This is a genomic window from Flavobacterium sp. CF108 (genome assembly GCF_900129795.1).
Classification (GTDB): Bacteria; Bacteroidota; Bacteroidia; order Flavobacteriales; family Flavobacteriaceae; genus Flavobacterium.
Map to the genome: position 1 here is coordinate 352,898 of NZ_FQWW01000001.1, position 17,925 is coordinate 370,822.

The 17,925-nt window shown below is 35.1% G+C and carries 19 protein-coding genes; 6 read left to right on the forward strand and 13 right to left on the reverse strand.

The annotated features are described in order from the left end of the window. Window position 1 precedes the first annotated feature (1 nt). From BUE10_RS01585 to BUE10_RS01615, 7 genes are all read right to left on the reverse strand, one after another. Window positions 2-1,138, reverse strand: a complete 1,137-nt coding sequence (locus BUE10_RS01585; protein WP_083597921.1) for a helix-turn-helix domain-containing protein — start codon at window positions 1,136-1,138, stop codon at window positions 2-4. Window positions 1,139-1,233: 95 nt separating this feature from the next. Further along, window positions 1,234-2,073 carry an HvfC/BufC N-terminal domain-containing protein gene (locus BUE10_RS01590; RefSeq protein ID WP_073481558.1) on the reverse strand — a complete coding sequence of 280 codons (840 nt, stop codon included), beginning with the start codon at window positions 2,071-2,073 and terminating at the stop codon, window positions 1,234-1,236. Between the two features lie 12 nt (window positions 2,074-2,085). Further along, window positions 2,086-2,997: an MNIO family bufferin maturase gene (locus BUE10_RS01595; RefSeq protein ID WP_073481561.1), complete on the reverse strand. Its 912-nt coding sequence runs from the start codon at window positions 2,995-2,997 to the stop codon at window positions 2,086-2,088. Continuing rightward, window positions 2,987-3,574 carry a hypothetical protein gene (locus BUE10_RS01600; protein ID WP_143055968.1) on the reverse strand — a complete coding sequence of 196 codons (588 nt, stop codon included), beginning with the start codon at window positions 3,572-3,574 and terminating at the stop codon, window positions 2,987-2,989. The genes BUE10_RS01595 and BUE10_RS01600 overlap by 11 nt, the downstream gene beginning before the upstream one ends. A gap of 17 nt (window positions 3,575-3,591) precedes the next feature. Then, the gene (locus BUE10_RS01605) at window positions 3,592-5,106 is read right to left on the reverse strand and encodes a ferritin-like domain-containing protein (protein WP_073481566.1); all 1,515 of its coding nucleotides are present in this window, start codon (window positions 5,104-5,106) and stop codon (window positions 3,592-3,594) included. Window positions 5,107-5,126: 20 nt separating this feature from the next. After that, the gene (locus BUE10_RS01610; RefSeq protein ID WP_073481568.1) at window positions 5,127-7,121 is read right to left on the reverse strand and encodes a flavin monoamine oxidase family protein; all 1,995 of its coding nucleotides are present in this window, start codon (window positions 7,119-7,121) and stop codon (window positions 5,127-5,129) included. 46 nt (window positions 7,122-7,167) lie between these two features. Further along, a complete protein-coding gene (locus tag BUE10_RS01615) occupies window positions 7,168-8,886 on the reverse strand; it encodes an alpha-keto acid decarboxylase family protein (protein ID WP_073481571.1) in 1,719 nt (572 codons plus the stop codon). Window positions 8,887-9,623: 737 nt separating this feature from the next. Here BUE10_RS01615 and BUE10_RS01620 point away from each other — a divergent pair. Next, window positions 9,624-9,986, forward strand: coding sequence for a hypothetical protein (locus tag BUE10_RS01620; RefSeq protein ID WP_073481574.1), 363 nt, complete (start codon window positions 9,624-9,626; stop codon window positions 9,984-9,986). 90 nt (window positions 9,987-10,076) lie between these two features. On the opposite strand, the gene BUE10_RS01625 is transcribed toward BUE10_RS01620, so the two are convergent. Continuing rightward, on the reverse strand, window positions 10,077-10,547 hold the full coding sequence (locus tag BUE10_RS01625) for an energy transducer TonB (protein WP_159439051.1): 471 nt from the start codon (window positions 10,545-10,547) through the stop codon (window positions 10,077-10,079). Window positions 10,548-10,562: 15 nt separating this feature from the next. Continuing rightward, complete coding sequence (locus BUE10_RS01630) at window positions 10,563-11,243, reverse strand: 3-keto-disaccharide hydrolase (protein ID WP_073481579.1); 681 nt, start codon at window positions 11,241-11,243, stop codon at window positions 10,563-10,565. 224 nt (window positions 11,244-11,467) lie between these two features. Between BUE10_RS01630 and BUE10_RS01635 the strand changes: the two genes are divergently transcribed. Continuing rightward, complete coding sequence (locus BUE10_RS01635) at window positions 11,468-11,911, forward strand: DoxX family protein (RefSeq protein ID WP_073481582.1); 444 nt, start codon at window positions 11,468-11,470, stop codon at window positions 11,909-11,911. A 106-nt stretch (window positions 11,912-12,017) separates the two neighbouring features. Here the strand turns inward: BUE10_RS01635 and BUE10_RS01640 are convergent, their stop codons facing one another. Continuing rightward, complete coding sequence (locus tag BUE10_RS01640; RefSeq protein WP_073481585.1) at window positions 12,018-12,461, reverse strand: carboxymuconolactone decarboxylase family protein; 444 nt, start codon at window positions 12,459-12,461, stop codon at window positions 12,018-12,020. A gap of 148 nt (window positions 12,462-12,609) precedes the next feature. Here BUE10_RS01640 and BUE10_RS01645 point away from each other — a divergent pair, with 148 nt between their 5' ends. Then, entirely contained in the window at window positions 12,610-13,098 is a 489-nt protein-coding gene (locus BUE10_RS01645) for a Crp/Fnr family transcriptional regulator (protein ID WP_083597923.1), read from the forward strand. Window positions 13,099-13,186: 88 nt separating this feature from the next. Here BUE10_RS01645 and BUE10_RS01650 read toward each other — a convergent pair whose 3' ends face one another. The 3 genes from BUE10_RS01650 to BUE10_RS01660 form a co-directional block, all read right to left on the reverse strand. After that, window positions 13,187-13,828 (reverse strand): FMN-dependent NADH-azoreductase, encoded by a 642-nt coding sequence (locus BUE10_RS01650; RefSeq protein WP_073481587.1) that lies wholly within the window; start codon window positions 13,826-13,828, stop codon window positions 13,187-13,189. Window positions 13,829-13,920: 92 nt separating this feature from the next. Continuing rightward, window positions 13,921-14,355 (reverse strand): GNAT family N-acetyltransferase, encoded by a 435-nt coding sequence (locus BUE10_RS01655; protein WP_073481590.1) that lies wholly within the window; start codon window positions 14,353-14,355, stop codon window positions 13,921-13,923. A gap of 120 nt (window positions 14,356-14,475) precedes the next feature. Further along, entirely contained in the window at window positions 14,476-15,948 is a 1,473-nt protein-coding gene (locus BUE10_RS01660) for an aminotransferase-like domain-containing protein (protein ID WP_073481593.1), read from the reverse strand. A 143-nt stretch (window positions 15,949-16,091) separates the two neighbouring features. Between BUE10_RS01660 and BUE10_RS01665 the strand changes: the two genes are divergently transcribed. The 3 genes from BUE10_RS01665 (at window position 16,092) to BUE10_RS01675 (ending at window position 17,924) form a co-directional block, all read left to right on the forward strand. Then, a complete protein-coding gene (locus BUE10_RS01665; RefSeq protein WP_073481596.1) occupies window positions 16,092-16,538 on the forward strand; it encodes a carboxymuconolactone decarboxylase family protein in 447 nt (148 codons plus the stop codon). 78 nt (window positions 16,539-16,616) lie between these two features. Beyond that, window positions 16,617-17,033 carry a DUF4345 domain-containing protein gene (locus BUE10_RS01670; protein WP_073481599.1) on the forward strand — a complete coding sequence of 139 codons (417 nt, stop codon included), beginning with the start codon at window positions 16,617-16,619 and terminating at the stop codon, window positions 17,031-17,033. 60 nt (window positions 17,034-17,093) lie between these two features. After that, window positions 17,094-17,924, forward strand: a complete 831-nt coding sequence (locus BUE10_RS01675; protein WP_073481601.1) for a helix-turn-helix transcriptional regulator — start codon at window positions 17,094-17,096, stop codon at window positions 17,922-17,924. Window position 17,925 lies beyond the last annotated feature (1 nt).

Genomic DNA, 17,925 nt, shown 5'->3' on the forward strand with positions numbered 1-17,925 from the left:
TTCAGACCTCTTTTGGTCTGTTTATTTTCATGTATTCACTTGGAGTAAGTCTTGTTTCTTTTTTAAAGGCATTATTAAAAGTTGATTTTGAGGTAAACCCTGCTTCATAAGCAATACCAAGAATGGTTAAATGACTGTATTGTTTTTTTGACAGCATGTCTTTAACTTTTTCTACTCTGTAGTTATTTATCAATGCGTAGAAATTCATATTGTAACTGTTGTTGATTACAAAAGACAAATTATTCATTGAAATTCCAACTTTGTCAGCAAGCGAAGCCAAATTAATTTCAGGATCTGTAAACACTTCTTCTTGTTCTAAAAGATTATTCAAAATTGATTTATATTTTAAAAGCTCATCATCTTGCAATCGGGATACAGGTTTTTCGGTTTGAAAGCTAAGATTAGGATATATAATATTTTCAAGCGCTATGTTTTCGTTTTCATTATTTAAGAAAACTTCTTTTTGTCTTAAAAGGTTATAAACCATAAATAGTGTCAATATCAAATACAAATAAGTACCAACGGAATTAAGAAAGTCATTTTCTTTTATTTTCATGATCATAGACAGGACAATCATTAAGAGTATCCAAACTAGTATGTTTAACAGCCATTTTAAATCTCTTTCTTTTTTTTGAGACGAAAACAACAATATACTGCTTCCGTGTTTTTTTAATAATTGATACGACAAAATCCAATAGATAATTAGCTGAACGGGGAATACTGACGCCATCAAACCTCCAAGTATATGGCTTGCGCGTTCTCCTATTAAATCAGAAATATTTCCCAGTGAAAGAAAATAAGGCAGTGATACCACAAGAATAAATACTATTGATGGTATAAAATGCATCCATTTTTTTCCAAACCTTATTTTACCCAAATGTGTGTAGTACCAAATGCTTAAATAAAAGCTTGGAGCAACAACAAAACGAGATAATTCAGAAACTGGAATGATATAAGGAAACTTTATATCCAGCCCTTCCTGCCATACTATTTTGCTCAACAAAGCAAATCCCATTGATAAAAGAAAAATACCAAACCACAGATTCCCTTTTCTATTATATGGTATATAAAAAATGGCTAATATCCCTATTAGAAAGCAAATTGCGACTGAAAATGAGTTAAGAATAATCTCCGGCATTTAACTGATTTTTAATTTTACTTATCAAATGTAAAATTTTAGATCTTATTTTGTTCAAATTGCCTTTATATATATTCCTGCATTAATAAACGTTTTCAAGTTCTAAAAAAATTAGCCCCAACCCAACGCTCCTTCCAACTGTTCCAAACTTGTTCAAATTGAAGATCATTTTCTTTATAATGATTTTTAAAGATTTCTTTTGCCGCAGCAATATTCTGATGCTCTTTCAAAAAACATAAAAAATCATATTGTTCTTTGTGCAAATCGTAAATTGACAATTTGAATTTATGTCGTAAAACCACGCAATAACTTTCGTTTTGAAGAGGCAAATCAGGATTCTTGTCATTTTTGAATTCAGAATAGTACTTTCGAACAGGAAACTGGAACTTAAATACGGAAAATACCGGTACCAATTTTAATTCATTTTCGGGTGTATCGATTGTGGCTAATTGATAATTTTCATCTGCTTTTTCATCAAAAAGAACACCAATGGCGTATTCAAATTTGGCGAGTTCAATCATAAAATCAATCCAATCTTCTTTGATATCTTCATTAGCATCGGGTCTGTTATTTTCCAGATATTCTGCAAAATTAGCTCCCAAAAAAGATAAATTGTAATTATGAGAAGGTTTTGAAGCCAAATAATCATCGGCGAAAGCGCAAAAAATAGCTTCGCCTAAAGTATATTCTAAAGCACTAAACTGCTGTGACATACAATTTCGCAATCGTGCAATATAACTTCGCTGATAAATAGCTAAATGTTCCTGAGCCGTAAGTTTTTCTGAATGACAAATTACGTCTTCAATTGAAGCTGCATTTTCTGCATTCGAAAGCAAATCATTAGGGTTCACTCCTGTTTGTTGATAAGGATCAAGCAAAAGCTGCTGCATCCATTGCTGAAAGTCTTGTAATGGTATTTTTACCGTTTTCTGCATCTTTGGAGTCTATTAAAATTTGTTCACGGCAAATAGATTCAATGGGTTTGAAACCTGCTCTTTATCAATAGAAAAAACTTCTTTTTCAACTCCAACAAATGCTGCGTCCATATATTGCTTTGATTTCAATAATTCAGAATGGTAGACATCAAAAGCCGGAATATTTCCATCCCATTCTAATAAAATTGATGCCTGATTGGCCAATTGATAAGCTTGTTGAAACAATTTCCAAACCTGACTGTTTACTTCCCTATCGTGTGTATCAATAATATAATTGCCGCAATTTTGATGACCGGCTAAATGCATTTGTACTACTTTATCATGTGGAATTCCGTTGATGTATTCTACAGGATCAAAATCATTATTAAAAGAAGATACGTATACATTGTTTACATCCAGGAGTAATCCACAGCCTGTTTCTTCGGTCATGATTCGTAAAAACTCCCATTCCGGAAGTGTTGAATTATTGAAGGCTGCGTAGGTACTTGGATTTTCTACAATCAGCGGTCGTTCTAAATAATCCTGAACTTGTTTGATTCGGTTACAAACATGTTTTAATGAATCTTCGTTTAGCGGAAGCGGCAATAAATCATGCGAATTGGTTGTTAAAACTCCTGTCCAGCACAAATGATCACTAATCCAGGCTGGCTGAACCTCAGCTGCCAATTGTTTTAAACTCTTTAGATAATCAAAATTTAAGGGATCAGTGCTTCCTATAGAAAGCGATACCCCGTGCATTACCACGGGATATTTTTCTGCTATTTGTTGTAAAATATATCTTGGACGCCCATGTGAATCCATAAAATTCTCAGAAATTACCTCAAACCAATCTACGGCTGGGTTCTTTTCCAGAATATGTTCAAAATGCTGGCTTCTGAGTCCTAATCCCAAACCTAAATTGGGTAATCCAAGTCTAGTGTCCATTATTTTTTGATTGACAATTTGAAAGACTTTCCGGTAATTTTTTAGCGCTTTCTTCTTCCATCTTCAAAACTCTTTCTGCCGCTGCAATTTTTCTTTCAGCAGGGTTGTTGATGTACGAACAAGATCTTGAACCGCTTTGTCCACAAGAAGAATAATCTACTCCTGAAGTCCCGCGAATTGAGTTTACGTATTCATCGCTTGGTCCATATTGCTCTGGAGCCTTACCAAAGGTTTTTCCTTTTTTTATTCTTTTTTCTTCAAAACGTATTCTGGCTAATTGCCAAACACTAAGCCCTTTATTAGGACCTTGTGCCATAAAACGAGAAGATAAAATAGGTACACCGCAGCTGCCTTGGTAGCGACAATCATTTTCGCCCGGATGGCAAAGTTCTTCGGTAGTTCCAAAAATCCCACAGCCTCCCTGCCCTTTACAAGCGTTTAAGGTATGGCATGGATGACCAACTGCTGTTGAGCAATCGCCTTGACCTGCACAATCATTATTTCCTGAATATCCCGCATTTTTGCATGAATTAAGCCCCATGCATACATGAAGTTCTTTAGTTACTAATTCTGACATGTTGTATATTTTTTATATTAATGATGGTGTTTGTAAGGTGTACTTGGTACTTTAGGAATATCGGCTTCAATACTGTAATCCAATCCTACATCTGGTAAAGACGGAAAATAATTTTCGCTTTTAATTGCCCAGCCCCAATTTACAGGATCGGCTTTAGCCAATTGATCAACCAAACTCATGATTTGTGCTTTTGGTCTTAAGAAGCTTTGTTCAAATGAAAAAGGTTCAAATGTTAAAGCACCTTTATAAGCCTGATTGCCTTTGGTATAAGTGTATTGATTAATTTGATTTCCAACACCGCTCAATAACCAGATCATTGATTTATGAATACCAAAAATGAACAAATCATATTGTGTACTTTCGTCTTTATAATAACAAGCTTCAATCATTAAAAGGATATAAGCAAAAACTGCATTTCCTAATTGTGAACATAATGCCAGTGCCTGATTGTTTGAAGCAATATAATCGGCTGTTTTAGGATTAGCATCGGTATCATATACAAAATAGCTGAAGAAATCATCTAAGCCCTGAATGTTACGGAACTTTTGTTGATAATGCCCGCCAAGTGTGTAGGCTTCGAGAAATTTGGCAAAGTGAGCAGGTTCTTTCCCAGAATCATCATAATCACCTTCCCAAAAAACTACTTTACCATCAACAATATCCATTGGTACCGGCATTTTATTCTCGCCCCAAATTAAAGTATGCTGCTTGTATTTACTTTTTCCTTCTCCCTGTTCAATGATGCGCTGTATAGCTTCAATTGCCGAGTGAGCGTCGTGTACGCCAACAAGTCCTTCACTATCATCTGTATTGGCAAATTGAGGATTGTGATCTCTGTCATAATGTACCGTATTCATTGAATTTTGAGAATAATACGGTCTCGGACGATCCGGATTATCCGGAGGAAGCAATTGTGGTCTTTGCTCATAAGGTCCCGGGAAATCCTCTTTTATACATTTGATAATCATTTCATATAAAAGTCCAATCGTTTGATATTCAACCGTATCCAATAATTGTGCATTTGCATAAGGGGCTTTAAACGGCTCAGGACTTTCAATTTGTAAAAATGTAGTCAATTGCTTCAATGACAATTTTGCTGCATCAATTTGAAATTCAGGAATATGTCCGTCTAATTCTGTTGGGAATGTTAATACTTTTCCAATTCCCATTAAATCCGGTGCCGATTGACAAACTGCTTGTTTCACATTGCATGCAAGTGCCAGGTGAAGCATTTCTTCAATAACAACACTCATAATTAACGCTGCCGATTTATTGGAATAAACCAATATATCGAGTTTTAGGTCTTGCGCTAATTCATCAATTTCGGCAGCAGTGCGCACACCAGATTGTGAAAGCTGTGCATGAAGTTTAGCGTATAGTTTATCCTGATCCTGCGCTCTGTTTATGGAATAATAGGTTGATAAATATGTTGGAATAGTAGCAAGCTCCAGCGCAATTGCCTGCTGCATTACTTCTTCGATATTATCTGTTGTTACCGAAGTAGAATAGGTAAATAGTTTTTTGTTTTTCATTTGTTTTTGGTTAAAATAGATTACTCCGGACTGATAAATGGATAGTATTTTTCGTCGATAATAGGTTCAATACCAAAGAAATCATTCAGAACAGATTCGGCAGTACAAAACGCACCTTCAACCCAAGCCTGATCGTTTGAATATGTTTCTCCTACAATAAAAATTTCGCAGTCTGTGTTTGGAACAAGTTGTGATGGTTTTCTTATTTTTCTTTGTACGTCACCTAAATTATAGTGCGATTTATAGGCATGATATCCTGCATTAAATGGAGGAAGCGACCAGTCCATATATTTCGTTTCTAAAGGTTCTGGCACATACGAATAATCAGCCTGTGGTCCAAAATGCAATGATGCTAATTGTGAACGAAGCATTTTTACCATTACTGGAGTGGCATCTCTTGGTCCTTCGAGCGGTTGTAAATCTCTTGATTCAGGAATTTCACGAGTTGCATCTGGTCCAAGTTCTAAGGCTTTCCAGAATGTTGCGTACAGAATATCATCATAACTAGCTAGAATACCATATACTTTTTTCCCTTTTCCATCTCTGGCATTATCACCAAAATAAACTACTTGGCGAATAGGCATATCTGTAATACTTGGCCCAATAGTATCTAATTCGGCTACAGTTGAGATTTGTTTTTCTTGTTTAAAAGTCAAACGTTCTTCGATTGCATTTTCTACAGCAGCTATAAAGCTTACCTTATCGTTAAACGAATTAACAATGATAGCCGGATTTTTAGCCGCTTCTATTTTTTTAAGATAGTTAGAAGGAAAACCCTCTTTTCTTAATTTCTCAATTCCTTCTTGTGTTAAGAAATAACTGGTTAGTTTAGCAGGATACGTTGGGCTTCCGGCCTCGGTTGTTCTCCACCAAGGTGTATCGAAAAACATCCCTATTTTGTATGAAGGTTCCATTAATACAGACTCTAAATACAGCTGCACTTTTTCATGATTTAATACATCCGTTCCTTCATCATCACTGTATCTGCTTGCCTGCGCCACTAAGTCGATTGCTGCTCTTGGCATAGCAAGAAATGCGGCATCACATTTTTTTCTTTCTGCAAGTGCATCCGGATCTTTGCGTGTTGCAGTTGTAAAATTCACTCCAGATTTTGTGTGCACAATAGAGCGCAGCCTAACATTTGGATAATAATTTAGCGTGATTCCTTTTTGTTTTGCTAATTTTTCAACTTCTTCAAATAAGCTGTCAAATAAGCTGGAATATCCTTTAATTAAAGTTTTGTATTCTGTTCCCGGAAGAAACTCATCATTCACATTAAATGACTGGGCGCTATTGCTGTTTACTACGTTTGAACTATAGCCATTTCCATCAGATAAATAACCAAATCCTTCTTGTCCAAGCATATCATAACCTAAGTTCCAATATCCAATTTCTTTTAGTAAATCTCCTTTTTGAAAGATTGAACTGTCAGGCATATCAACATTGATTCTTCCTTCTTCATAAAATTTGCACCATTCTCTACGGGTAGTCGGTCCAGATGTTTGTGTGATCGCTACAGATTGTATCGTTGTAAAACCATCATCTGGCGGAGCATCCTGAGCATAATTATTTGCAAAATATGGAGCTGGCTGGTTAGAATTGATATCTGAGATATACATGTTTTTAGAACGCAAAGACATCAATGGATCTGCTGACTCATTAAACGGAACTGAATCTTTCTTTAAATCCAATTCTTCTATGGTTTTAGTCACTAAACGATGTCCGGGTCCTTCAGGAGTGCCATCCCAATATAAATATCTCATACCTCCCAATTCAAGGTACGAGTTGTCTTTGTCATCTTTATAATGCCATGTACAAACACGTGCGCCCGGTTCTCTTGTTCCTGGATTTTTTTTAGAAAAATCATATTTCCCCCAGTCATAGAGTTCTAATACATCGCCCTTAACGAGCATTTTTTCGTTTTTGCCTTTTTTAGATTTTCCATCAAGTAATCTCCACGCCGTATAGAGTCCGGCTGCACCTGCTCCAAAAATAGAGTATGTTTTTTTGCTCATGATAGTATAGTTTTTAAATTTTTAGTAGTTTTTATAGGTAGTGGTTTTATTCATTTCCTAGTCTTGCCATTTGCTGTGCAAGATCTTTTTGAGGAATTACAATTTCTACCAGAGTTGGAAGATTTGTTTTTTTCTTAAGTTTTAGAAGCACTTCGTCTAACTCTGTAACGGTTTCAGCACGGTAGCTGTTTGCTCCAAATGCTTTGGCAAGTGCCTGATAATCCCATTTTGGAAGAATATCAAATTCGTCAAATTTATGATTCGGGCCTGCCTTAAACGAGTCCATGTCTACATATACTTGTTCTATAGCATATACTCCATTGCTCATTACAAAAATTACAGAATTGATGTTGTATTTTACAAGGGTCGAAAGTGATTGTGCGATCATCATAAAACCACCGTCACCGGCTACAGTCCATGCTTGTTTACCGCTCCCTAGCTGTGCTCCTGAAGCTGCACCGGTTTCAAAACCAATACACTGCCACGCTGCCGAAGAAATATAGGCATTTTGAGATAATCCGTAAATATTGGTAGCCACGTACATTGATGAACTTACACCAAAAGTCATCACAATATCGTCCAGCATTTTTTGCTTTTGCAGAAAAGATGTAGCATGCTCAAAAAAGCGGTTAAACGTTATTACTTCCGTAGTTAAATCATATTTAGGATCAGAGTTAGATCGCCATGGTTCAGGGAATTTTGGCTGAGCCGGAGCGATTGCTTTTAAAGGATACCCTGAAGCTTTTTTAAATCGTTCTGTTAAGGCTTCGATAAAGTCTTTTAGAGTTACTCCCGAATAGGTAAAATAACCAACTCTTGTTTCCTGAGTCGTTACCTGAATCATATCCGAAAATTTATTTTCTACCAGCCATAAATAATCATCAGTAATAATAGTTCCTAAGGATAAAATACAGTCTGAAGCTTCGACAACTTTTATAACTTCAGGTATTGAAGCCTGATCAGAATAGGTACCGATAAATTTATCACCTTTTTCATCCAGAACCGTCTTTCCAAGTGAAGTTGTAGTGTACAACATTCCGCTTGCTTTAATAAGTTCTTCTAATTGCTTGGTTAGTTTATGTCGCAAAAGCTCTACTCCTGCAAAAATTATAGGTGTTTTGGCCTGACTAATTTGTGACCATGCCTGAGAAACAGCATTTTCAAGTGCTGCTGGTTCACTTTTTATTATTTCGGGTTCTAGTTTTTTATTCGAAGGTTTAGGACAAGGTTCGCCCCACACCTCTTTATAACATGCTATATACACAGGTCTTTGGTGCGTAAGCGCTGCGATAAGTAATTTATCGATTTTTTCAGGAGCATCTGCGGAAGTACTCAGTGTCTCGGCAGCAACAGTTACTCTTTCATAAACTTCCTGATCTGCGTTAAGATTACCTGTAGAGTGATGATAAAGTACATTGTACATACTTCCTATTTGTCGCGCATCGGCTCCGGGTGTAGCACTAATTACAACAACAGGACTGCGCTCTACATAAGCACCAGCAATAGCATTTAATGCACTAAAAGTACTTACTCCATATTGTAGAGATACGGCGGCTAAACCTCTGGTACGCGCGTAGGCATCTGCCGCGTAAGAAGCGTCTAGTTCGTTTGAAGTTCCAATGGTTTCAATTCCATCAAAGTATTCCAGAGCCTGTGTAAAATGTTTTACATAGTCGCCCGGAATTTGAAAAACCTCGGTAACATTTAATTGTTTGAGTCGGGTAAGCAGATAATCTGCGACCGTAAATTCTTTAGTAGGTTTCATTTTGTTATGCATTTTAGTCCTTTTCAGGTTAGTTACGTTTCGTTTAGGGAAATGAGATATGAGGCACATTGGCACATGCATCATATCTCATTTCCCTAATAAAATTACTATGCCGCCATAGTTCAAATTAAAAAAAAGGCACGAGTGCGGGATTTTTATCCATGAGAGGTCGAAATAAAAGCACAAGATCATTTATCTGCATTTTGGAGTATTCGTTTTATTTGAACGAGCTTTATTAAACAGTACTTAAAAGCAGTAAAATCACATTGTTTTTAAAATGATATAAAAACGAAAAAACCGCTATTACAGCGGATTTCAGTGTGAAGATTGTGGTAGATAATCCAAATTTTTCATTAAAATGTTTGAAATTTTCAACAGACAGTTTTGAAGTATAAAGCTAAAAATATACCTATAGAATGATTTATCTTAAACTATAATTATTCCATAAAATTTTAAAAAAAATGCAGCCAAATAAATTTATTTTTTTATTGTTATTGTAATATTTTTTTACCATTAACGCCTTCCATAAGCCTTATATCTAATTCATTACTAAGTAATTAAATCACAAACCACATAAAAATGCAGTAAAGGTTCCTGATAAAAAAACAGCCGTTTTTTTGTGTTGTTACAGTTTACTGATACTGCTAAAACTATAAATAAGAAGTATTTATAAAATTGCACGGTCAATATTTTTAATATAAAATCAAAACAATTATTAACCATTAATTTTAAGAACAATGAAAAGAAAGATTATTATCGGTTCAATACTATTATTATCATTATGCATTAGTCCTGAATTTAATGCAGCAACGCTTAAGCAAAAGCATGATAATAGTGTAAACAAATTTGTACGTGTAAATATCGCTGTTCAACTACAACAAGCTGGTATTGTTGTTCCCCCATTAACGTTTACCGTAACTAATACTACAACAGGAGCACCAGGAATATTGATTCAAGACAATACTTTGTATAGAGTTGTAGCTCAAGAGGGTGATGTTATAACCTTTAATTTAGGAGGTTTAATAGGTATCAAACAATATACTATTACCGCAGAAGATCCATTTATCCATTTTGCATCTGTTGAGTTATTAGATTTATAGTTACCCTGTAAAGATTAATATAAAAGCTGTTAAACGAATGGTTTAGCAGCTTTTTTTAGATATAGTCAATTTAGCTTATAAAAAATTTACCTACTTAGCATAAAAAGGAAAGCTGTACAAACATCTTACTCGTTTTCCATCTTTTATTGCAGGTGTCCAGTTAGGAGATAATTTCAAAACCCTTACCAGCTCTTTGCCTGATCCATAACCAAAATCGCGAAGAAGTTTTATATCAGATAATGTTCCGTCTTTCTCTATTACCATGCTTGTAAAAATGCCGCCCATCGCTTCGTTTTCTACTGCTTCTTTCGGCGTAACATAAGTCTTCGTTAAGAAAATATTAAACTTATACATACCTCCGGGATATCCAGGTCGAGAATCCACCGATGATGCATTATAAATTTCCTTGTCATTTTCATCAACCTCATATTCTAATGCAGTCTTTTTTGGAGCTTCCTTTTTAACTTTTAAAGGAAGATTAACAATTGCAGGTTTACTGCTCTCTTTTTGACAGCTTATAATAAAGACTAAACTAAAAAGTAAAAAAACCTTTTTCATCATTTTGTTCATCTTTATTTATAATTGTTTTAGTTCAATGTTGCGGTACCATACATTGTTTCCGTGATCCTGCAACGCTATTTTTCCTTTTTTGAATGTTCCAAATCCTGCCCAGTCGGCAAATTTACTTCCGTCTATTAATTTTTTAAAATTATCATCCCAAAGTGTTGTTTCAACTACAGTAACTCCATTTAAAATTAAGGTTAGTTTTCCTTTATTGCTGATGACTTCGGCTTTATTCCATTCTCCAACCGGTTTTACAGGCTCTGACTTACTTTGAATTAAATCGTATAAATCTCCTGCACGGTGTTTTGTAATTTTTCCGTCCGGATGTCCGTCGTTATCCAAAACCTGCATTTCCAGACCTGTACTAAATGTGTTTGGATATTTTTGAGGATCTTCATTAACATAAAAAATAATACCGCTGTTTCCATTTGGAGCTATTTTCCATTCTAATTTTAAATGAAAATTCTCAAATTCAGCATTCGTTACTAAATCCCCTCCCTGCCCATCTTTAGCCGTATCGGGATTAAAATGCAAAAGGCCATCTTCTACTTTCCATCCGTCTAAAGCCGAAGTTTTACCGTAAGTATGCCAGCCATTGGTAGTTTTTCCATCAAAAAGAGGTTTGAAACCTTTTTGTGCCTGAATTATTTGTGTAAAAGATAAAATCAAAACTGCTGCTATAACTTTTTTCATTTGCTTCATTTTTAAAATTAATTGAATCTGATAAATAACTCTTAAGAAATATCTTTTAAATATACTTAAAAAAGGATAAGCAAAAAACGTTCACTTATTTTCAATATACACTGGACTACTTAACAAACCAAAACTGGTCTAAAATGCTCCCTTTACGCCTTCTTAACTTTGATCTACCAAATAAAAAAAGCATAAAATTTCCTAACTATTTTAAAAATCAATAAATGAAAAATTCAAACGGAATACCACAATTGTTTCTTCGTATCGCATTAGGACTGGGTTTTATTTTACCGGTTATGGACAGAATCGGATTAATGGGATTACCCGGCTCAGGAAAAGCAGCCTGGGGTGACTGGGAACATTTTATAAACTATACGAACACTCTTATTCCATTTGCCAGCAGATCTGTTGCTAATATATTTGGACTTACCGCTACCCTTGCAGAAGTCATTATAGGAATCTGTCTAATAACAGGACTTAAGATAAAACTAGCCGCTCTTGGCGCAGCCCTTATAACTGTAACTTTTGCTGCATTTATGATTTTCGCATCAGGAATTGGTGCTCCTTTTCAATATCCGGTATTTGTTTTTACAGGAGGCGCATTACTGCTTTCAACAATAGATAATTTTAAATGGAGTCTTGATACTTATATAAATAAACCTAATTAATCAATATGAAAAAAAATTAGTTCTCAGTGTTCAGTTTTTTAGTATTCAGTACTTATTGCGACTGAACACTAAAAAACTGAATACTGAATACTGAATACTAAAAAAACTATTTATCAAGAACAGGCTGTTGATGCGTTGTAATGGCGATTCTGTTCCAGGCGTTTATGGTAATAATAGCCATAATGGTTTGAGAAAGCGTAACTTCATCCATGAGTTTAGCTACATTGTTATAAGTCTGTTCAGAAACGCCTTTGTTTATAAAAGTCATTTCTTCGGCAAGTGCTAAAACTGCCTTCTCCATTTCACTAAAAAAAGAAGTTTCTCTCCATGCGTTTAAGGCATAAATTCTCTGTTCTGTCTCTCCTCCTTTTCTGGCATCTTTTGTATGCAGATTGATACAAAAAGCACAACCGTTAATTTGCGATACTCTAATTTTAATCAGCTCTTTTAGTGATGCATCCAGATTTGATTTTTCAAGATATTTTTCAAACCCAAACATTACTTCATAAGCCTGAGGCTGTACTTTACTAATAACTACTCTTTTACTCATTTTTTTATGTATTTAAATTATTAATGATGCAAAATTGAGGATAGTACAGTTCTAAAAAATTAAAGTACTTGAAGAAAAAAGTTTTAGACAAAAATATTTTTGGCCGAAGAAATACTTTAAACCAAACCATTAAATAAAATCCAGCATTATGAACCCGAACGAACTATTATTCAGCCATATTAAAAGATTTACAACCCTAAATCCGGATCAGGAAAAGCTCTTGATTTCGAAATTAAAATACCGTAAAGTGAGCCGTAAAGATTTTTTGCTTAAAGAATATGAAGTCTGCTCCAATTACTATTTTGTAACCAAAGGTTGTCTTCGGTTTTATCGAAATACAGAGAATGGATTTGAGCAGATATTACAGTTTGCTATTCCGGGTTGGTGGTTGAGCGATTTCCAAAGTTTTGAAACCCAAAAGCCATCAGAATATTTTATACAAGCAGTTCAAAATACAGAAATGCTGATTCTGCATCGATCAGATTATCAGGAACTATTTACGGAAGTTCCTGTACTGAATACTTATTTCAGATTGATGATGCAGAAAGCATATACTGCGTCGCTAAAGAAAATGGAACTAATTCTTTGTGAATCTGCAGAGGAAAGATATTTACAGTTTATAAAATTCCTTTCCTGATTTTGTACAGATTGTTCCGCAATATATGCTTGCATCATTTTTAGGTTTTACACCGCAGTTTATGAGTATGCTGCGGGCAAAAAAAGAATTATATTAAATCTCTTTTTATAAGCGCTTTAATTCTTGCATTTGAATTATTTTTTGCCAATTCAAAAGCTTCTGTACCAAATGCTTCGCCGTCAACACTTACTTCCTGAATATCAGTTACACCAATAATATTGAAAACCGTTCTTAAATAATCAGACTGGAAGTTCATATGTTCATTATAACCTCCTTTTTCATAACCCTGCGCGCCTCTTGAAAGAAGCAGAAACAAAGATTTATTTTTTAATAGTCCAATATACGGATTACGCTGGTCTTCATGATTGATTTCCCAAGTTTCATTTACTCTCAAAACCTGATCTATATAGGCTTTTAATGAACTCGGAACAGACCAATTGTACATTGGCGAACCCAAAACAATAACATCAGCATCTTTCAACTCTTTTATAAGTTCTGCACTAAATCTTAATGTTTCAATTTCTTCAGGCGTTCTGGCAGATTCATGTTTGAAGGCACCAGCTATCCATTTTTCGTTTACATGCGGAATATTACTTTTGCCCAAATCCCTGAATTTTATTGTCGATTCCGGCTTACATTCTTTGTAATATTCAACAAAAACATCCGTAAGCCTTCTGCTGTGAGATCTTTCTTCACGAGGGCTTGCGTTAATTACTAGTATTTTTTTCATATGATAATTTTATTGCAAATCTAGCCTCCCGACACATTTTAAAAGTTAATCTAGTTGAAGAAGCAACCTAACTTCTTTCGATTTTAATTGGATTAATCTTTCATCATTTTTGCAAAATGGTGGCAGGCCAAAAAATATCCTTTGCTTAAATAAAGTCTATGAGCGGGATGCAGCGCAAAACCGCTGTCTAAGTGTACAGATTTTATACCTCTCTGCACTGCAAGCTGATCTACATAATCTAAAAGCTTTCCCGCATAGCCGCGTCCGCGATATTCAGGAAGTGTAAAAAGATCATCAATATAAATCATCTTTCCGGTTCTTAGCATATTTATAACCCTAAAGCCTACAAAGGCTGCGGCTTTTCTTCCATCGTCTGATGGAATGCAGGCCAATTCAAAACCTCCGCTGGTAATCATTTCAAGAACTTGTTCAACCACATTTTCCGGTTCTAAATTAGTTCTGAATTCTAAAATTGCCTCTTTAGCTAATTCTATTTCTGCTGTTGTCTGAACATTTAGTATATCCATAATTTCATTTTATTTATTAACGAAGCAAAATTAGATGCCATAAGAATGCCGTACAGAGACCAGATTATAATAATAAGCTAGTCCAAGACGAAAAATAAAATAGAATTATAAAATTTAGAATTACAAGTTTTGAGCAACCGTTTTGATAATATGGACCGCTTCGGCAAGTTCCTGCTCATTTAAGGAAGCAAAACCAAATCTAAAGGCATTAAAATGAGCATCCTTTCCGGTGCAGTATGCACTCCCCTTTATCGTAAGACCTTTGAGATCGGCCTTTTTAATAATTTTTGATAATTCAAACTGAGGTTTTACTCTCAGCCATAAAGCCATTCCGCCTGTGGGTTTTGTAAAGTCAATCATATCTCCCATTTCTGAACTTACCAAATGAGATAGAAAATCACATCTTTGAGAATATAATTTATTCGTTTTTTGAATATGTCGGGCCAGATCGCCATTAGCTATCATTCCAGAAATCGTTTCTTCCATTATAAAATCACCTCTCAAATCAATAAGAGTTCTTAGTCTTGCAGCGGCCTGCAGAAAATCTGAAGTTGCAATCATATAGCCCAGACGAAAAGGTGAACCCAAAACTTTGGTAAGCGAACCTATATAAATTATCCTGCCGCCATGATCACCACTCGCCAAAGGCAGATAAGGATCATATTTAAACTGAAAATCATAATCGTAATCGTCTTCAATAACCGCAAAATTATAAGCGGTAATAAGCTTCATGAGATGATTTCTTCTTTCCACACTCATTGTAACCGTTGTTGGATGATGGTGATGCGGAATGATATAAAGCATCTTTATGACATTTTTTTTCAGAATATCTTCCAGCTTTTCTGTACACATTCCATCGCCGTCCATTGGAACACGGATAAGTTCGGCACCCAGTTTCTCAAAAAGCGCCTCCGCTATAAAATAAGTCGGTTCACTAACCACAACTTTATCACCGGATTTTATAATAAGCGATGCTGCAATATAAATGGCCATTTGAGCCCCGCGTGTTGTAAATAAGTTCTCTTCTTCCATATCAATTCCGCGTGTCTGATTAAGAAATGAACGCAGCGAAGTCTTGAAATTTGAAGAACCGCCATCTAAATTTACCCCCGAACGTCTGCTCGATGCAGAAGATTCTAAAGCTTTCTTAAACTGTTTTGATATAGTTTGAACAGGAAGCAGCGAAATATCCGGAAAACCGTCATTAATCTCTAAGCGGTGGTTATTTAATGAACGTGACAAAGGCATTACAAGTTCATAACGATCAAAATCAAAAGTTCCTGCTTCTGCAAATGGGCTTACTCTTTTACTATTGTAAGATCTCGGCCTAACCATTGGCAGATTTGGTGATACAGTGTAGCTTTTGCGAGGTAAATTATCGATCCAGTTTTCAGACACTAGGGTTTCGTAAGCCGCCACAATCGTTTTTCTGTGAAGCTGCAAATCAAAAGCAAGCGTTCGGGTACTTGGAAGTACAGCACCGGGAGGCAGTTTACCTTCCTGAATTAATGAAATAAGCTGCAATGAAATCTGTCTGTAAACTGGCAGACTGTCTTTTTTATCGATTATAATAAGGTTTTTATAAGGAAGCATAGAAAAGTTTTGAGGTCTGTTTATTATTCGATTACAGCAATTCAAATATAACAAAACTGGACTACTAATGAAACATTTTCTGGTCTATGATTCCGATTTTTATGTATAATAATTTTGCATGACCAAAAGCAAAGGAAGATACTATGGAAAGTACATTAGATTTCGAAAGTTTTATTATGGATTTCTATCAAATTTTAAGTCAGCTCGACGTTCTAATTTCCAACTCAGGATTAAACAAACTGCAGCAAGGACTTATAAAAATCAGAACCTCACAGATTAACAGCTGTGATTTCTGTGAACAGCTTCATACTTATGATGCCCTGCAACATGGTGAGGATCCCAAGAGAATTTCAATGTTAAGTTCTTGGCGAGAAGCTAAAAAATGGTTCAGCAGAGAGGAACAGATTATGCTGGCTTTATTAGAAGAAGTAACCGCAGTATCTGGTCATGGGTTAAGCAGCGAAGTTTATAATTCGGCACTGGAAACTTTTGGAAAAGACAAAACCTGCAGGCTGATTATGGCTGTAGCCAATATAAACGGATGGAACAGAATAAGCGTTTTATTAAATAGAAATCCATTTCAACAATAATTTCTTCTTCTTTCATAATGAGCATTTAGAAACAAATTACTGATAATTTCACTTTAACTAATTTAAAAAACCTGGCTTATGAAATCTTTTATTCTAACAGTAAGAATCTTGTCTGTCGCCTTTATTGGAGTATCGTTACTGCATTTGTTTATGGGAATGTATGCCGATGCTGCACTTGGTGCGCCTGTAACAGCTCAAATGTCATCTAATCCGTCATTTGATAGTCAAAATCGTTTTTATGGTATTACATTTTCTTTACTTGGAGTTGCATTATTAATTTCCTGCACTGATTTACGCCGTTATTATCCCATAATAAATGCTGCTTTTGCGGTATTATTTGCAGCGGGAATTGCCCGTGTCGCTGCATGGATAATTAATGGTGCGCCTTCTCCAATCATTATTGGTATTCTTTATGCCGATTTACTGCTTCCTCCGGTTCTATATTTTTGGTTGAAGCACAATCTTAAAACTTTAGACAGTTATCCAAATACTTAAAATCACGATGCATAATTTATTATAAATACTTACTTTTAACTTATCTTTCAAAAAACCGCTATGACAGAAATCTTTAAAATATTTCGTATTACAGCAGCTGAATCTGAAAAGATTCAGCATTCTGTAAACGAACCTCATGCCCATGATTTTGAAGAACTTATTATAGGCGGACAAGGACAGATCGAGCATTTTATAGATTTTAAATCCCGTTTAATCGATGCGCCCTTTATTAGTTTTGTTACCCGAGGAAAAATCCATCGTGTAAAACCTCTTATTAAAGATGGTTTGTGCGATATGTGGGTTTTAAGATTTAAAAGTGAATTTATTGCCGAAACAATTTTTAGTCTTTATGCTTCTTTTCATGACAAGGCTAACATCAGTATGCAGAGTAATGCCTGTTTTGAAAAATTAGATATTCTCTGTAAAATGATTCATGAGGAATACAATCAGGAAGCCTCTGACCTGGCTGTTATCCGACAATTGTTAAGCACACTTTTTACCATCATAGAATCTGAACGTCGCAAATTAAACCTAAACGACGATGAGTCAAAGAAAATACAAAGCAGCACTTTTAAAAATTTCCTAAGACTTTTAGAAGAGTATTACAAAGAGTCTAAAGATGTGAATTTTTATGCCGAAAAACTTTTCATGACCACACGCAATCTCAATTTAATCTGCCAGAATGTATTACAGCAAAGTGTTTCGGAAATTATAGAAACCCGTAAACTTACCGAAGCCAAAAACTTATTGATGACCACAGATAAAAATATTGCTGAAATAGGTTATGAACTCGGATTTAATGAAAAAACCTATTTTACTCACGCCTTTAAACGCAAAGCAGGCCTTACTCCTACTGAGTTTCGGGAAGAAATGCTGAAAATGCTTTCCTAAA

Coding starts and splice junctions, on each gene's coding strand:
- BUE10_RS01585 (WP_083597921.1), bottom strand. CDS start 1,138: ATGCCGGAGATTATTCTTAACTCATTTTCAGTCGCAATTTGCTTTCTA.
- BUE10_RS01590 (WP_073481558.1), bottom strand. CDS start 2,073: ATGCAGAAAACGGTAAAAATACCATTACAAGACTTTCAGCAATGGATG.
- BUE10_RS01595 (WP_073481561.1), bottom strand. CDS start 2,997: ATGGACACTAGACTTGGATTACCCAATTTAGGTTTGGGATTAGGACTC.
- BUE10_RS01600 (WP_143055968.1), bottom strand. CDS start 3,574: ATGTCAGAATTAGTAACTAAAGAACTTCATGTATGCATGGGGCTTAAT.
- BUE10_RS01605 (WP_073481566.1), bottom strand. CDS start 5,106: ATGAAAAACAAAAAACTATTTACCTATTCTACTTCGGTAACAACAGAT.
- BUE10_RS01610 (WP_073481568.1), bottom strand. CDS start 7,121: ATGAGCAAAAAAACATACTCTATTTTTGGAGCAGGTGCAGCCGGACTC.
- BUE10_RS01615 (WP_073481571.1), bottom strand. CDS start 8,886: ATGAAACCTACTAAAGAATTTACGGTCGCAGATTATCTGCTTACCCGA.
- BUE10_RS01620 (WP_073481574.1), top strand. CDS start 9,624: ATGAAAAGAAAGATTATTATCGGTTCAATACTATTATTATCATTATGC.
- BUE10_RS01625 (WP_159439051.1), bottom strand. CDS start 10,547: ATGATGAAAAAGGTTTTTTTACTTTTTAGTTTAGTCTTTATTATAAGC.
- BUE10_RS01630 (WP_073481579.1), bottom strand. CDS start 11,243: ATGAAAAAAGTTATAGCAGCAGTTTTGATTTTATCTTTTACACAAATA.
- BUE10_RS01635 (WP_073481582.1), top strand. CDS start 11,468: ATGAAAAATTCAAACGGAATACCACAATTGTTTCTTCGTATCGCATTA.
- BUE10_RS01640 (WP_073481585.1), bottom strand. CDS start 12,461: ATGAGTAAAAGAGTAGTTATTAGTAAAGTACAGCCTCAGGCTTATGAA.
- BUE10_RS01645 (WP_083597923.1), top strand. CDS start 12,610: ATGAACCCGAACGAACTATTATTCAGCCATATTAAAAGATTTACAACC.
- BUE10_RS01650 (WP_073481587.1), bottom strand. CDS start 13,828: ATGAAAAAAATACTAGTAATTAACGCAAGCCCTCGTGAAGAAAGATCT.
- BUE10_RS01655 (WP_073481590.1), bottom strand. CDS start 14,355: ATGGATATACTAAATGTTCAGACAACAGCAGAAATAGAATTAGCTAAA.
- BUE10_RS01660 (WP_073481593.1), bottom strand. CDS start 15,948: ATGCTTCCTTATAAAAACCTTATTATAATCGATAAAAAAGACAGTCTG.
- BUE10_RS01665 (WP_073481596.1), top strand. CDS start 16,092: ATGGAAAGTACATTAGATTTCGAAAGTTTTATTATGGATTTCTATCAA.
- BUE10_RS01670 (WP_073481599.1), top strand. CDS start 16,617: ATGAAATCTTTTATTCTAACAGTAAGAATCTTGTCTGTCGCCTTTATT.
- BUE10_RS01675 (WP_073481601.1), top strand. CDS start 17,094: ATGACAGAAATCTTTAAAATATTTCGTATTACAGCAGCTGAATCTGAA.